At 62.6% G+C, this 14,639-nt stretch carries 14 protein-coding genes; 8 read left to right on the top strand and 6 right to left on the bottom strand.

The annotated features are described in order from the left end of the window. The first annotated feature begins 13 nt into the window (after nucleotides 1-13). The 7 genes from BXE_RS24710 (at nucleotide 14) to BXE_RS24740 (ending at nucleotide 8,361) form a co-directional block, all read left to right on the top strand. On the top strand, nucleotides 14-622 hold the full coding sequence (locus BXE_RS24710; protein ID WP_011490860.1) for a thiamine pyrophosphate-dependent enzyme: 609 nt from the start codon (nucleotides 14-16) through the stop codon (nucleotides 620-622). A gap of 21 nt (nucleotides 623-643) precedes the next feature. Then, nucleotides 644-2,056: an aldehyde dehydrogenase family protein gene (locus tag BXE_RS24715; RefSeq protein WP_011490861.1), complete on the top strand. Its 1,413-nt coding sequence runs from the start codon at nucleotides 644-646 to the stop codon at nucleotides 2,054-2,056. A gap of 44 nt (nucleotides 2,057-2,100) precedes the next feature. Next, entirely contained in the window at nucleotides 2,101-4,215 is a 2,115-nt protein-coding gene (locus tag BXE_RS24720; RefSeq protein WP_148222995.1) for a hydantoinase/oxoprolinase family protein, read from the top strand. Beyond that, a complete protein-coding gene (locus BXE_RS24725) occupies nucleotides 4,216-5,781 on the top strand; it encodes a hydantoinase B/oxoprolinase family protein (protein WP_011490863.1) in 1,566 nt (521 codons plus the stop codon). A gap of 48 nt (nucleotides 5,782-5,829) precedes the next feature. Then, the gene (locus tag BXE_RS24730; protein ID WP_011490864.1) at nucleotides 5,830-6,180 is read left to right on the top strand and encodes a RidA family protein; all 351 of its coding nucleotides are present in this window, start codon (nucleotides 5,830-5,832) and stop codon (nucleotides 6,178-6,180) included. 266 nt (nucleotides 6,181-6,446) lie between these two features. After that, on the top strand, nucleotides 6,447-7,991 hold the full coding sequence (locus BXE_RS24735) for a methyl-accepting chemotaxis protein (protein ID WP_011490865.1): 1,545 nt from the start codon (nucleotides 6,447-6,449) through the stop codon (nucleotides 7,989-7,991). Between the two features lie 7 nt (nucleotides 7,992-7,998). Continuing rightward, nucleotides 7,999-8,361, top strand: coding sequence for an antibiotic biosynthesis monooxygenase (locus BXE_RS24740; protein WP_148222996.1), 363 nt, complete (start codon nucleotides 7,999-8,001; stop codon nucleotides 8,359-8,361). 115 nt (nucleotides 8,362-8,476) lie between these two features. Here the strand turns inward: BXE_RS24740 and BXE_RS24745 are convergent, their stop codons facing one another. Then, complete coding sequence (locus BXE_RS24745) at nucleotides 8,477-9,520, bottom strand: FAD-dependent oxidoreductase (protein ID WP_011490867.1); 1,044 nt, start codon at nucleotides 9,518-9,520, stop codon at nucleotides 8,477-8,479. Nucleotides 9,521-9,869: 349 nt separating this feature from the next. Here BXE_RS24745 and BXE_RS24750 point away from each other — a divergent pair, with 349 nt between their 5' ends. Then, a complete protein-coding gene (locus tag BXE_RS24750; protein WP_011490868.1) occupies nucleotides 9,870-10,175 on the top strand; it encodes a hypothetical protein in 306 nt (101 codons plus the stop codon). A 21-nt stretch (nucleotides 10,176-10,196) separates the two neighbouring features. Here the strand turns inward: BXE_RS24750 and BXE_RS24755 are convergent, their stop codons facing one another. Genes BXE_RS24755 through BXE_RS24775 form a run of 5 tightly spaced genes read right to left on the bottom strand, consistent with a single transcriptional unit; the run spans nucleotide 10,197 to nucleotide 14,492 of the window. Continuing rightward, nucleotides 10,197-11,861 carry an ATP-binding response regulator gene (locus BXE_RS24755; protein ID WP_011490869.1) on the bottom strand — a complete coding sequence of 555 codons (1,665 nt, stop codon included), beginning with the start codon at nucleotides 11,859-11,861 and terminating at the stop codon, nucleotides 10,197-10,199. A gap of 1 nt (nucleotide 11,862) precedes the next feature. Continuing rightward, complete coding sequence (locus BXE_RS24760; protein WP_011490870.1) at nucleotides 11,863-12,855, bottom strand: ATP-binding SpoIIE family protein phosphatase; 993 nt, start codon at nucleotides 12,853-12,855, stop codon at nucleotides 11,863-11,865. Then, nucleotides 12,840-13,229 carry an anti-sigma regulatory factor gene (locus BXE_RS24765; protein WP_011490871.1) on the bottom strand — a complete coding sequence of 130 codons (390 nt, stop codon included), beginning with the start codon at nucleotides 13,227-13,229 and terminating at the stop codon, nucleotides 12,840-12,842. Before BXE_RS24765 ends, BXE_RS24760 begins: the two co-directional genes overlap by 16 nt. Before the next feature lie 20 nt (nucleotides 13,230-13,249). Next, on the bottom strand, nucleotides 13,250-13,621 hold the full coding sequence (locus BXE_RS24770) for an STAS domain-containing protein (protein ID WP_011490872.1): 372 nt from the start codon (nucleotides 13,619-13,621) through the stop codon (nucleotides 13,250-13,252). Nucleotide 13,622: 1 nt separating this feature from the next. Further along, nucleotides 13,623-14,492 carry an STAS domain-containing protein gene (locus BXE_RS24775; RefSeq protein ID WP_193352972.1) on the bottom strand — a complete coding sequence of 290 codons (870 nt, stop codon included), beginning with the start codon at nucleotides 14,490-14,492 and terminating at the stop codon, nucleotides 13,623-13,625. Nucleotides 14,493-14,639 lie beyond the last annotated feature (147 nt).

Genomic DNA, 14,639 nt, shown 5'->3' on the forward strand with positions numbered 1-14,639 from the left:
GGTGGAGCATTTTATGACCTCATCCGAGAAAAACGCAGTGGTGCGAAGTGCCGCCAAGGTGATGAACCGGTCTGACATGACCCGGCGACTCGTGGCGAAACTCAAGTCCGGCGAGGCCGTGATCGGCGGCATCGGCAACAACAACTTCGATCTTTGGGCGAGCGGCCAGCGCCCGCAGAATTTCTACATGCTCGGCAGCATGGGCCTGGCAATTCCAATCGCGCTCGGCGTGGCGACGGCGCAGCCGCACCGTCAGGTGGTGGCGCTGGAAGGCGACGGATCGTTGCTGATGCAACTTGGCGCGCTCGGCACGGTGGCGACGCGCGCCCCGAAGAATCTGCTGATGGTGGTCTGGGACAACGGTGTCTATCAGATCACCGGTTCGCAGAAGACGCTCACCTCTGGCACGGTCGACCTCGTGGCGATCGCTCGCGGCGCGGGCATCGAACAAAGTGCATGGGCCGCCGACGAAGCGCACTTCGACGCGCTGGTGGACAGCGCGCTGGCCGGCAATGGGCCGGCCTTCATCGCCGTTCACACGGACAACGCGAAACCCGCCGGTGTCACCGAGCGCGACCCCGCGAAGATCCGCCTGCGCTTCATGGAAGGCATCGCCGTATAAGACGGACTCAAGGAGCACCCCATGTCACAACTGCTGATTGACGGGAAGTGGGTGGACGGAGAATCAGCCCAGTCACTTACTGACAAGTATCACGGCAACGAATATGGCCGGATGGCCGTGGCCTCCGCCGCGCAAGTCACCCAGGCTGTCGACGGCGCGCTGGCCGGCTTCAGGGCGTCCACCCTGTCGCCTTACGAGCGCTTCAGGATTCTGATGGAAGCGGCCCGGATCGTCGAAAGCCGCATGCCGATGCTGATCGACCTGATGCGCGATGAGGCGGGTTTCACGCACGCCGACGGCGAGAACGAAGTGCGCCGCTGTGTGCAGACATTCGAACTGTCGGCGGAAGAAGGCAAGCATCTGGCAGGCGAACTGGTCCCGATGGAAGCCGCCGCGGGAGTCAGGAACCGGATGGGCTTCACGATTCGTGTGCCGCGCGGCGTGGTCTGCGCGATCACGCCGTTCAACTCGCCGCTCAACACGCTCGCACACAAAGTGGGGCCGGCCATTGCGGGCGGCAACGCGGTGGTGATCAAGCCGTCGAACGTAACACCGCTGTCGGCCGTCGAGTTGTGCAAGGTTCTGATCGACGCGGGACTGCCCGCGAATCTGCTGGCGCTGGTGCATGGTTCGGGCAGCGCGATCGGCCGCCAGTTGCTGGCCGATCCGCGCATCGCGTTCTATGCGTTCACCGGCAGCACGCAGGTGGGCCGCGAAATCCAGCAGGCCGCGGGCTTGCGCGGAATGCAGCTCGAACTGGGCAGCATTGCCAGCACCATCGTTTGCGAGGACGCCGACATCGACCTCGCGATTCCCAAGATCGTCAACGCGGGTTTTCGCAAAGCAGGGCAAGTCTGCACGTCGGTGCAGCGCCTGTTCGTCGCCCGCGGCATTGCCGACGAATTCATTCCCAGGTTCGTGGCGGCGGTCAAGGCGACTCCCTATGGCGACCCGGCCGATCCGAAAACCATTCTGGGCCCGATGATTTCCGTCCAGCATGCGCAGCGGGCGGCGGCGTGGGTCAGGGAAGCGCTTGACGGCGGGGCGCGGCTGCTCACCGGAGGCAAGTGCGAAGGCGCGTTGTTCGAGCCGACCGTGCTTCACGGGGTCGACGCGACAATGAAGGTAGTTTGCCAGGAAGTCTTCGCGCCCGTGGTGTCGATCATTGAATTCGACGATATCGGCGAAGCGGTGGCGGGCGCCAACGCCAGCGATTTCGGCCTTGCAGCAGGGCTCTTTACGTCGGATCTGAAGACGGCGTTCCGTACGGCGCGCGAGCTCGCGTTCGGCGGGGTGCACATCAACGAGGCTTCGAGCGCGCGCATCGACGTGATGCCGTTCGGCGGCGTCAAGGACAGCGGGTTCGGCCGCGAAGGCCCGGCTTACGCCATCCGCGAAATGACCGAAGAACGCCTGATCACCGTGGCGTATTGATGCGCCGCCAGGCGTCCCATAGAACCGATCTGGAATACAACATCTTGAGTCAATCCATCTCGACATCCAATGTCCTGCGCATTGCCGTGGATATCGGAGGAACCTTTACCGACGGCGTCGCGACGCTGTCGCCGCTCGGCCGCATCTGGGTCGGCAAAACCCCCACCACGCCCGATGATCCGGGCGAAGCGGTTTCCACCGTCGCCCTCAACCTGTTGCGGCAGGTCACCGCGTCGATGGGAGCCTCGGCGCCGAAGCTGGCTGAAGTCGTTCACGGCACCACGCTCATCACCAATACGCTGATCGAACGCAAGGGCGCCAGAACCGGCCTCATCACCACCAGCGGCATGCGTGACGCACTTGATATAGGCCGCGAATGGCGCTACGACATCTACGATCTCGACATTGTGCTGCCGACGCCGCTGGTGCCGGCGGACCTGCGTGTCGAAGTCGACGAGCGGCTCGATGCGACCGGCGAAGTGCTGACGCCGCTTGACGAAGCCGCGCTCGACCGGATGGTGAACGATCTCGCCGCGCTCGGGGTCGAGTCCGTGGCCGTGTCGCTGCTGCACGCCTACGTCAACGACGGGCACGAAAAGCGTATCGAGGCTCGTCTGAAGGAGGCGTTGCCCAACCTCGCCGTGTCGATTTCGTCGGACCTTGCCCGGGAAATCAAGGAATTCGAGCGTACGTCCACGGCGGTCGCCAATGCGTACGTCAAACCGATCGTCGCCGAATACCTGCACGAACTCGAGAACCGGATTGCCCGCATTCAGGACGGCATTCCGTTGCGCGTGATGGTGTCGAGCGGCGGCTTCACCTCGGCGAAGGCCGGCGCCGAATCGCCGATCCTGTTACTCGAATCGGGGCCGGCCGCCGGTGTGCTGTCGGCGCTCAATACGGCCTATCAGAACGACGTCAGGCAGGTGCTTGCCTTCGACATGGGCGGCACGACGGCCAAGGCGTGCGTCGCTGTCGGCGGCGAAGCGCCGGTCGCGCACAGCTTCGAGTGCGCACGCGTCGAACGCTTCAAGCGCGGCTCGGGCCTGCCTATCCTCATTCCGAGCATCGAACTGATCGAGATCGGCGCGGGTGGCGGGTCGATCGCGTACTGCAATCGCCTGGGCCTGCTCAACATCGGCCCCGAGTCGGCAGGCTCGGTGCCCGGACCCGCATGCTATGCACGCGGCGGCACTGACGCCACGGTGACGGACGCCGATCTGTTGCTGGGCTACCTGAACCCGTCGAACTTTCTCGGCGGCGAAATGGAGCTCGACACCGGCCTCGCACGGGCCGCCATGCAACGGCTCGCCGACAGACTCGGCATGGCCGCGACCGACGTGGCCTGGGGCATCTACAACATGGTCAACGAAAACATGGCCAGTGCCGCGCGGATCCACATCGCTGAAAACGGCCATGACCCGCGCGACTTCGCGATGGTGGCGACCGGCGGCGCCGGACCGGTTCACGCCGTGGAAGTGGCCCGCAAGCTGCGCATTCCGCGTGTGCTGATTCCGATCGCCGCGGGGGCTGGGTCCTGTCTGGGCATGCTGGCCGCTCCCGCTCGCGTCGACCGCGCGTTCTCCAGCCCGCAACTGCTTGCCGATACCGACTGGCCGCAGGTGGCGTTCAATCTCGGCAAGCTCAGGCAGGAGGGCGAAGTCGAGCTCGATTCGGCCGGCGCCACCGACGTCGAATGGCGTATCGGCGCCGAGATGCGTTACTACGGCCAGGGCGCCGACGTTTCGGTATCGATTCCGTACGAGGCCGTCACGCACGCGACCGGCGCAAAGGTGCTGGCTTCGTTCGAGGAGCAATACGAAAAGCTGTATGGGCGCCTCGTGCCGAATGCCCGGCCGCAAGTCGTCACATGGCGCCTGACAGGGCGGGCGCGGACTGCGGGTCACCACTTCGAATGGGGCGACGATCGCGTCAAGACAACGGACGCGCGGCGCGGCACACGTCAGATCTATCTGCCGCTGCGCGGCGAATACCACGAAGTGCCAGTCTACGACCGCTACTCGGTGCCGCCCGGCCGGACGCTGGAAGGTCCGTTGATTCTGGAAGAACGCGAATCGACCATTGTCGTCGCGGTGAGGTCCGACGTTACCGTGCTGGCCGACCTCACGACATCCGTCACTATCAAGGAGTTCGAATAAATGAGTCAACTGTCCAGGACGCCGGCGGCGCGGGCCAGCCGGTTTGATCCGATCGAGCTGGAAATTCTCTGGAAGCGGCTGATCAGCGTGGTCGACGAAGCCTCCGCGGCTTTCGTGCGAACCTGTTTCTCGACGCTGGTGCGCGACGGCAACGACTTCGCGATCGTGCTGACCGACGCGCAGGGCCGGTCGCTCGCACAGTCCACGATGAGCTTGCCGGGCTTCATTGGCTGTCTGCCTGCCACCGTGCGCCACTTTCTGGAGAAGTACCCGGCCGCCACCATGAAAGAAGGCGATGTCTATATCACGAATGATCCGTGGAAAGGATCGGGGCATATTCACGATGTCACGACCGTCACGCCGATTTTTCGTGACGGCGAACTGGTGGCTTTCGCCGCCGTCGTCTCGCATCTCGTGGACATTGGCGGCAAGCTGCGCAGCAACAGCAGCCGCGAGATCTACGAAGAGGGACTCCAGATCCCGATGATGAAGCTGCTGGACCAGGGCAAACCGAACGACGTGCTGATCGAAATGATCATGCAGAACGTCCGCGCGCCGGAGCAGGGCATGGGCGACATCTGGGCGCAGGTATCGGCGTGCCGCATGATGGGCGAGCGCCTGCAGGGGTTGCTCGACACGGTCGATCTCGATGCGCTGGGCGCCGAAGTGCGCCAGCGTTCGGAGAACGCCATGCGTGACGCGATCCGCAAGATTCCCGATGGCGTGTACGAGTCGGTGGTATTGCATGACGGGTTTGAAAAACCTATCGAACTCAAGTGCAGGCTGACCGTGACCGATGACCGGATCGACATCGACTATGCGGGCACGAGTCCGCAACTTGCACGCGCGCTCAACGTGGTGCCGATTTACACGTTCGCCTATACGGTGTACGGCATCAAGACGCTGCTGTGCCCGGATATTCCGAACAACGAAGGCAGTTTCGTGCCGATCACGACGACGGCGCCGCTCGGATCGCTGCTCAACCCAACTTATCCCGCGGCTTCCGGCGGCCGGAGTGCGATCGGCCATTTGCTGCCGGCCTGCGTATTCCGCGCACTGGGCGACGTGCTGCCGGAGAAGGTCTGGGCGGCCGGTTCGCCCAATTCGTCGATGACCATGTCGGGTGAATATCGCGGCAAGCGCTTCGCGGTGGTCAACTTCCTGAACGCGGGGCAGGGCGCGAATTCGCGGCGGGACGGCTTCTCGGCGCTGAGCTTTCCAGGCAACCTCGGCAATACGCCAGTCGAGATGATGGAGTCGCTCGCGCCGATCAAGGTATTGCGCCGCGAGATTCGCCGCGGCAGTGGCGGGGCCGGCAAGCATCCCGGGGGATGCGGCATCAGTTTCGAATTCGAATTGCTTCCGGAGGCGGCCAATGTCACGGCGTCTTTCCTCATGACCCAGCTCAAGTCGTCGCCGCCGGGGCTGGCGGGCGGCGGTGCCGGCCAGCCGGGCCGCCTGATGATCAATGGGCAGATCACGGATCCGACGGAGCCGCGGGTGCTGAATGCGGGTGATCGTGTACTGATGGAAACCGCGGGCGGCGGGGCCTACGGCGCCGCCTGATTGACCAGGACGGGCGCGAGCCGCGCCCGTCGTTACAAAAGGAAGCTTATGAACGACATCGTTCGCATCGACCAGAACGCCCGGCGCAGCCGCGCGCTTATTCACAACGGACTCCTGTACATTTCCGGACAGGTACCTGACGAGCGCAAGGGAGGTGTCGCGGATCAGACCCGGCAGGTGCTTGCAAAAATCGACGATCTGCTCAAGGAGGCGGGTACGTCGAAAGACAGACTGCTGAGTGCCCAGATCTGGTTGAAGACGATGGATGACTTCGCCGAAATGAACGCGGTGTGGGACGCGTGGGTGATACCCGGCAAGACGCCTACCCGTTGCTGCGGCAAGGTGGAATTGAATGATCCGCATTGCCTCGTGGAGATCGTTGCAGTGGCAGCCTGCTAAAGACGGTTTGAGGGCCGATGTCGCTGCCATTCCTGAATGTTCCGGGGGATGGGTGGTGGCGACATGCCGTAAGAATGTTCTTGCAAATCAGGTCATGAAGAAGTGTTTCGCAGTGCTGTATTCAACAAAAAAGGTACACAGTATTCAGGTTTTTCTCGTTATGTCGTAAACAGCGATGTAGAGAAAAGCGCTTTCCTGTCGGCACTTTATGGCCAAACGGCAAACATGGAAAGTTCGTTTAACCAGAAAACAGACATCGAACTCCAATGCTCTCACGACTTTCCATCTCCGCCCGGTTGTGGGCAACCGTCGCTCTCCTTGGCATACTGATCGTGCTGACCGGTTTGCTCGGCCAGCTAGGGATGAAGCGCGCAAACGACGAGCTGGCCTACGCGTATTCGAATCAGTTGACCGCGTCGATTGCGGCAGGCGAGGCGAATCTGAGCCTGACAGTCGCGCGCCTGTCTCTGGACCGCGCACTGCTTCATCCGGATTCTCCCGATGTGCCTGACCTGATTGCAAGGACGCAGCGTCATTTGCGCGATTCCGATCGCGCCTGGCGCGACTATGCCGCGCTACCTCACGAAGGCGAGGAACGGGTGCTGGCCGATCGCGTGAACGCAGCGCGTACGGCGCTTCTGCAACTGGGCGTTCAACCGTCGATCGAGGCTCTCGCGAAGGGAGAGCATGAGCGCGCGGACGCGATCGTGATGAAGACGATGTCGCCGCTGTCGCTCGCCTTGACCAATAGTGCGGATGCGCTCGATACGTGGCAGAAGGCGCACGGAAGGCAGGCATTCGCGGATGCGCAGCGTTTGCACGACAGGCTGAGTGTCGCGGGACTTTCGCTCATCGTGTTCGGGCTCGTGATCTGTGTGCTGTGTGCGTATGGATTGCGCCGCTCGATCTCGATGCCGCTGGTCGATATACTCGCCGCGCTCCGGCGCATTGCCGCCGGAGATCTGACGATGTTGCTCGAAGTCAGATCAAACGACGAGATGGGCCAGCTCATCGGAGGCCTGAAGACAATGCAGGGAGAACTGGCGCGCACGGTGCGTCAGGTGACGCACGGCTCCGAAACAATCGCGGCTGCCACGAAACAGATTGCGGCGGGCAATAGCGATCTGTCGCAACGCACGGAGGAGCAGGCCGCGGCGTTGCAGCAAACCGCCGCGAGCATGGAGCAGCTCACGGCAACCGTCAAACAGAATTCGGATAGCGCGCGTACTGCCCAAACGCTTGCCGACAGCGCGCACGAGGTCGTCGCTCGCGGCGCCAGGGTAGTAGGCGACGTTGTGCAGACAATGGGGGAGATCGACCGCAGTTCACAAAAAATAGCGGACATCATCGGCGTCATCGAAGGCATTGCCTTTCAGACGAATATCCTCGCGCTCAATGCGGCGGTGGAGGCGGCGCGCGCGGGGGATCAGGGGCGTGGGTTTGCGGTCGTGGCGGGCGAGGTGCGCTCGCTCGCGCAACGGGCGGGCACCGCCGCCAAGGAAATCAAGGCTTTGATCGGCGACTCGGTGACGCGCGTCGAATCGGGGGCGAAACTCGTGCATACGGCGGGCGAGACGATGGACGAAATCCGCAGTTCGATTGCACGTGTGACGACAATCATGAAGGAAATCGCGCTGGCTTCCGACGAGCAGCGCGAGGGTATCGAGCAGGTGAGCCTTGCGGTGTCCCAGATGGACGAGGTATCGCAGCAGAACGCCGCGCTGGTCGAGCAAGCGGCTGCCGCCGCGGCGTCTCTGGACCAGCAGGCCGAAGGTTTGCACAGCGCGGTCGCGGTGTTCCGGCTGGTGTGAGGTTGTGATGTCCTGGGGCTGCGTCATTGGCTGCGCAGCGGATTTCAGTCGGTTATTTCAATGCCCGAAACATATGAAACTTGTCATCATTCGTCATCGTTTGCTTCCTGGTGCGGCCGAAACGGCGCTCGCCCGTATTAACGTATTGTCCGAGCGCATGCGAACGCAGCCCGGTTACTGTTTTCGTCATGTAGGCACGGAAGCGGGCGACGAATCGTGCATCACCAGCGTGACGGCCTGGGCGACGGCGTCGGATTGCGCCGCATGGGAGGCTCATCTAGCGGCATCGCCGCTGCCGAAGGTAGAGCGTCTTTACAGCTCGGTCGAGCATATCAGCGTGGATGCGGACGGGACTTCACCGCACGGATAGAACGCGACGTGCGTCCGGCGCGACTTCTGCCGCGATTGCTGGAGTCGCCTTCCTTTCGCCGAATAAGGCTTGCCGTGCCGGGAATCGACCGATATCGGCCGGAAAACGGCAAGCTTCAGTAGCGCTCGAAGACCGCTTGCAGCGCGTTCGTGTCGTCGGTTTGCGTGAGCGCCAACGTCAGGAGAAGGCGTGCTTTCAGCGGAGCCTGGTCGTCGACGGTCAGCCAGCCGTACTCGTCGTCGGGTTGCGCGGCGTTGTGCAGCACGACGCCGTTGCCCGTGCGCGAAGCACGAACCACACGCACGCCCCGTCTTGCCGCATCCCGCAATGGCCCGATCAGATGGCCGGCAACGTTGCCGTTGCCCGTTCCCGCGAAGACCAGCCCACGCGCATTCTTTGCGATCGCCGCTACTGCGCTGGACTCGAGTGCTCCGTACGCATAGACGATATCGACTTTCGGCAGCGTGCGGAGCGTGTCGATCGACCACGGCGTGTCGAGCGTATGGGCACGCGCGGGCCGGCGGTAGTAGCGCGGCGTGCCTTCGATCACAATTCCGAGCGCACCGTAAGGCGAGCGGAACGCGTCAAGCTTGAAGCTGTTGCTTTTGACGACATCGCGTGCCGTATGGATTTCGCTGTTGGCGACAACCAGCGCGCCGAGACCGCGCGACGAGGGATGCGCGGCGACCGCGAGCGCATCGTACAGATTCAGCGCCGCGTCGGAACTCATCGCCGACGGTGGCCGCATCGAACCGACCACGACCACCGGCTTTGCGCTCTTGAGCGTCAAATGCAGGAAATACGAGGTTTCTTCTATCGTATCGGTGCCATGCGTGACCACCACGCCGTCCACGTCGTTCCGTGCGAGCAGTTCCAACCGCGCATACACCACTTTTCGGCCGGAATCGGTGATGCTTACATGCGGGGCGGTGCTCTGCGCCTGAAGTTCGAACGTCAGGCTGTAGCCCTTGATGGGATAGATCGCCGCGCGAATTCCGATCGGCTTCAGAAGCCGCGCCGCGCCGGCGCCCGAAGCGAGCACGACATGGTCTGCCGGGAGCGCCGCTCCGCCGCTGAAGGCTTCGACGCCATGCGGGCTGCGCCTGAGGCCGTCGACTGTCGTGTTCATCAGGAAGCGCACGCCACGCTCGCGCAGCACCGCCTCGAAGCAGGCGTTACTGAGCGTTGTAGAGATGTGAGTGCGGTTCGGGCAGTCTTTTTGTTGCCGCGCGGCCCGCGGATCGGCGTCGCTTGCATGGAGGGTCGCGTTTTCTGAGGTTTTTCATCGGTATCTGGCGAGCCATGCGCATAAAGCGGGCTGCGCGCGGCGGTTGGGCGCGCAGCTTGCTGAGCTTGCTTGGGCATCCCGTGCAGAACGCGTTGTTTCGGGCATTCGCGCGAACTGGAATGGGAGCGATCACTCCATGCCATGAAACCTTTGCCTGGCGAACCAGCATTCAGCCGGGCCGACGGTGTCACCTGATGGAAACTACCCAGTGGAGCAGACGATGACGCCTCTTACCTTCGACCAGTTCAAGACCCAACTGGAGTCGATGCTGCGAGATATTCCCTATGGCACCAGCGCCGATCTGACGGGCTTCGCGATCGCGTTCTGGGACGGCGGCAAGGTCGTCTATGCCTTCCTCTCCGCAGACGGCTGCGGCGTGATCGAGGATGAATTCGAGCTGACCGACTATGAGTGGCAGCACTGGCAGGACGATCTCGCCGCCTGGATCAACGAGCCGATGTTCAGCGTTCGGCCCGAAATCAACAAAAGGGCCTGGACAGCACCCGCCGGCAGCGGCGGACGGTAGCCCGCTTCACCGGCGCGGGGGCTACCTGTTCTCCAGATACCTCAGCAACTCGTCGACGGAGACCGGCTTGACGAAGAAGTGATGGAAACCCGCTTGCGTCGCACTCGCCCGAAACCCTGCGCTCGAATAGCCGGTCAACGCAATCAGCGTCAACGGGGCCGGGCGCGGGCGCTCGAGCAGCGCCCTGGCCACCTCGAAACCGGGCATATCGGGCAATCCCAGGTCGACGATGCCGACCGTCGCGGCGAACTGCTCCGCGAGTTCGAGAGCCGAAGCACCGTCGTAAGCGACCCTGCACTCGTGCCCGTGCATGTCGAGCAACGCAGCGAGGGCATCCGCGGAGTCCCGGTTGTCGTCGACGACCAATACCTTGTGTATCACGCCCGTTTGCGCCGTCTCGACGAAGATCTCGGCGTCGTCGCGAGCCATTTCCTCATGCGCGACCGGCAGCGTCACGACAATTTTCGAGCCCTTGCCGATTCCGTCGCTAAACGCTTCGACCGACCCGCCGTGATCCTGCACGAGCCGCTGCACGACCGTCAATCCAATCCCCAGTCCGGCTTCCTGCCTGCCTATACCGCCCGCCGCCTGGGTGAACAGGTCGAATATGTGCGGCAGGATGACGGGATCGATGCCGATGCCGCGATCGGTAATCGCAACCACGACCTCGCTGTGCGAGTTCGTCACCGTGATATCGATGGTGTCCGGTTGAGGGGTGTACCGCGCGGCATTGTGGATGATGTTGTTGAATACCTGTTTCAGCCGCGCGACGTCGACGCGAACCGACAGCTGCTCCGGCGGACAGGTGACCCGAACCGTGTGCCCGCGCCGCCTGATTTCTGCCGCCGCTATTTCGATGCCGCCCTCGATAAGCGTATCGACCCGCACGACTTCAGTCTGCAGTTCGACCTTGCCGCGTGTGAGCCGTGAGACGTCGAGCAGATCCTCGACCATGCGGGACAGTTGCGCGGTTTGCCTTCCAATCACCGCGAACGCTTGCCCGGACCGGCTCCTGTCCGCTTGCGCCGCCAGTTCCAGCGACAGCGAAATCGCCGCCAGCGGATTGCGCAGTTCGTGCGCCAGCATCGCCAGAAATTCGTTCTTTCGAATATCCGCTTCTTCGAGCTCCGCGCGCTTGCGGCGAAGCTCTTCCAGCGCGAGCAGCATTTCCCGGTTCTGCTTTTCGAGTTCTTCGACCGGGCTCTGAGGCTTGCGGTGAGTGATCTGCTCGACGAGTTCTCCAAGCGCGCGCACCGAAAGGCGCGCCGTGCCGCGCGGCAGGAACATCTCGATCGTGACAATCGTGCCTTGCCCGGGCTGCGATTCGACGAAGAATCCGTCGGCCATGCGCTGACTGCCGAGAATGCCCACGCCCGCCGCGCCAGGGCGATGGCTGGCGTCGGCCAGCACCGCGTCCAGACGGGCGATGCCCGGCCCTTTGTCGCTGATCTGCGCGACCACGCATTGAGTGTCGCCGGCGTCCGTGGCGTCGCCGACGAAAAATGTCAGCATGCCGCCGCCCGCGAACTGAACCGCGTTGCGCGCGATCTCGGACACTGCGGTGATGAAACGCGTACGCTGCAGATTGTCGAGTCCGAACAGTTCGCCGATCTGACGCGAACGGTCCCTCACCGCGACGAGACTCAAATTGGAACTGACGGGCGTCGCCAGAATTCGATGTCGCATATCAAAGCGCCTTGACTACTACAATCGTCGCGTCGTCACTGTCGCGCGCGAAGTCGCGATGCAGCACGCTGGCTATCAGGCTGGGGTGCCGGCTGATCAGGCCAGGATGACGGTTCAGGTTCCAGCGTGTGGTCAGCCCGTCCGTGGTGGCGATAAACACGCTGCCGGGTGCCCAGCGTGCTTCCGTCGGCCGAACCGAACGCATGTTGTAGCCGACGGTGCCGTCGGTGGAAAGCAGATGCTGCGTAGTCTCGCCCGCATTCACGATACCGACGATATTACCCACGCCTGCAAACGACAGGATGGCATTTACCGGGTCGAATCTGGCAATCGCCATCACTGCGCCGCGTGTCGCCTTGATACCCGAGTGGACATCGCGAAGCACTTCTTGCGGCAGAGCCGCCGGATCGGCGCGCATGAAAACGTCGACCGCGCGGCGCGACGCCTCCGCGGCGAGCGGTCCGTGGCCGAGGCCGTCGAGCAGGGTCAGCCAGAGATTGCCGCCCGCATGGCGCACCGACCATGCGTCTCCGTTGATGTCCTGCCCGCGCTTGGGCGTGGATTTGGCGCCCACCAGAAAGCGCGGGTGTTCTGCCGCGGCTTTTTCGCCGACGCGTGCAAACAGCGCCGTTCCGCAGCCCTGAATCGAGTAAATGTCGAAAACCGCCGAATGGCGTGCGATCGTGCCCAGGCCGGCGCCGAGACTCCCGCCCGTGGAAAAGCCATCCGAACACGCTGCGCCAAGATTGGCGATGCCGGGGCCGCGATCTAGAGCGATCACGTCGAGACTGCTTGCCCCTGCATCGTCGGTGCTTTTCAGCACGATCTCGCCATGTCCCGCATATTTGAGTATGTTGGTGGCGGCTTCCGTGACCACCAGGGCCGCATCCGCCTGAGATCTGTCAGGAAGGCCCAGTGCCTGCGCCATTTCGACAGCGCGCCTGCGCGCATGCGCCACGCCGCTCTTGTCGGCGAGGCTTAGCGTCGTTTCCATTGAATAATGCTCACTTTCGTTCCTACATCCACCGTCGACGAGATCTCGAACTCGTTGACGAGCCGGCGCGCGCCACCCAGGCCGAGCCCCATGCTTCTGGCAGTACTGAACCCGTCCTGTAGCGCTTTTTCGATGTCCGGGATGCCCGGACCGGTGTCCTCGAAAACCAGCTTGATACCAGTTCGCCCGTCACGCTCGATTTCCGAAATCGTGAGAGTGCCGCCTCGTCCGTGCACTAGCGTGTTACGCGCGAGTTCGCTGGCTGCCGTGACGAATTTCGTCCGGTCCAGCGTGCCGAACGCCAGCCGCGTGGCCCAATCCTGAACCGTCTTGCGAGCCAGATTGACCTGATCGGCCGAACGTATTTCAAGCACGGATTCGCTTAGGGTAATGATCAGGACTCTCCCCCTTCTTCCAGCGACTTTCGCAGCAGAGCCATTCCCTTGTCGACATCGAGCGCTGTCCGGATACCGTGCAGCGACATGCCGAGCTCGACCAGCGTGATCGCCACCGCCGGCCGCATGCCGACCAGCACCGTGGCCGCGTCCATCACCCGCGCCATTGCCGCGATGTGCCCAAGTGTGCGGCCAATGAACGAATCCACTATTTCAAGGGCGGAAATGTCGATTAGCACGCCTTTTGCGCGCGTGCGTTCGATTCGCGACGTCAGGTCGTCCTGCAAGCTGAGCACCAGCTCATCGTGCAGCTCAACCTGAATCGACACAAGCAGGAATTCGCCGAGCTTGAGAACCGGGATTTGCTCCATCTCAGTCGCCCTGCTTCGCGGTAGCGATCTTCGTTACCGTCATGCCGACGCGCCGCAAGGCGATTTTCAGTGCTTCGGCCAGCGTGGCCTTTGTCACCACGTCACCCAGGTCGACACCGAGGTGCACGATGGTCTGCGCGATCTGGGGGCGAATGCCGCTAATGATGCATTCCGCGCCCATCAGCCGTGCTGCCGCGACGGTCTTCAGCAGATGCTGGGCGACCAGCGTATCGACGGTCGGCACGCCGGTAATATCGATGATCGCAATGGCCGCCTCGTTCTCGACAATGGAATCGAGCAGGCTTTCCATGACGACCTGGGTGCGCTCGCTGTCGAGCGTACCGATCAGCGGCAATGCGACCACGGAGTCCCACAACCGGACAACCGGCGTGGTGAGATCCAGCAACTCCTGTTGTTGCCGCTCGATGATCTGCTGGCGGCTCGCCTGATACGCTTCGATCGTGATCAGACCCAGGCTGTCGAGCGTTTGCGTGAGTTTCCACAATGCGTCGCCGAATGCCTCGGGATTCTTGCCGAGCGATTTACGCAGCGCTTCGAACAGAGGCTCTTTCAGCGAAAACACGAACATGGCCGTTTCGACCGGGGAAAAACCCTGAATGACCCGCTCTCTGGACAGTGACACGAGGTGGGTGCGAACCGAATCCCATGTTTCGCCGGCAAGCTGGGCGTTGTAGTTTGTTTTGACCGCGCGTGCAAAGACGGCCAGAAACGAGCGCGCGGACTCGCGCAACTCAGCTTCTGAAATAACACCCTGGCGGATACCGCCGGACAGTTGTCCAGCCACCCACGCATTTAAAACGGTATCCCCGTCTTTTTCGAGGATGGTTGCCAACTCGTTTTGTTCGCTCAAAGTCCACTCCTTCATGTCAGTTAATAGGACAGGAAGACATCATACAGGGGGCTTCGGGACGAGTTACATGTGGAGGGGCCAGTTGCCGTGCAAAACCATCAAAAAATTGCGTGCGCAACCTTTTTACCGAATCGGCTCTGAAAAATG

Source organism: Paraburkholderia xenovorans LB400 (assembly GCF_000013645.1).
GTDB classification, from domain to species: domain Bacteria; phylum Pseudomonadota; class Gammaproteobacteria; order Burkholderiales; family Burkholderiaceae; genus Paraburkholderia; species Paraburkholderia xenovorans.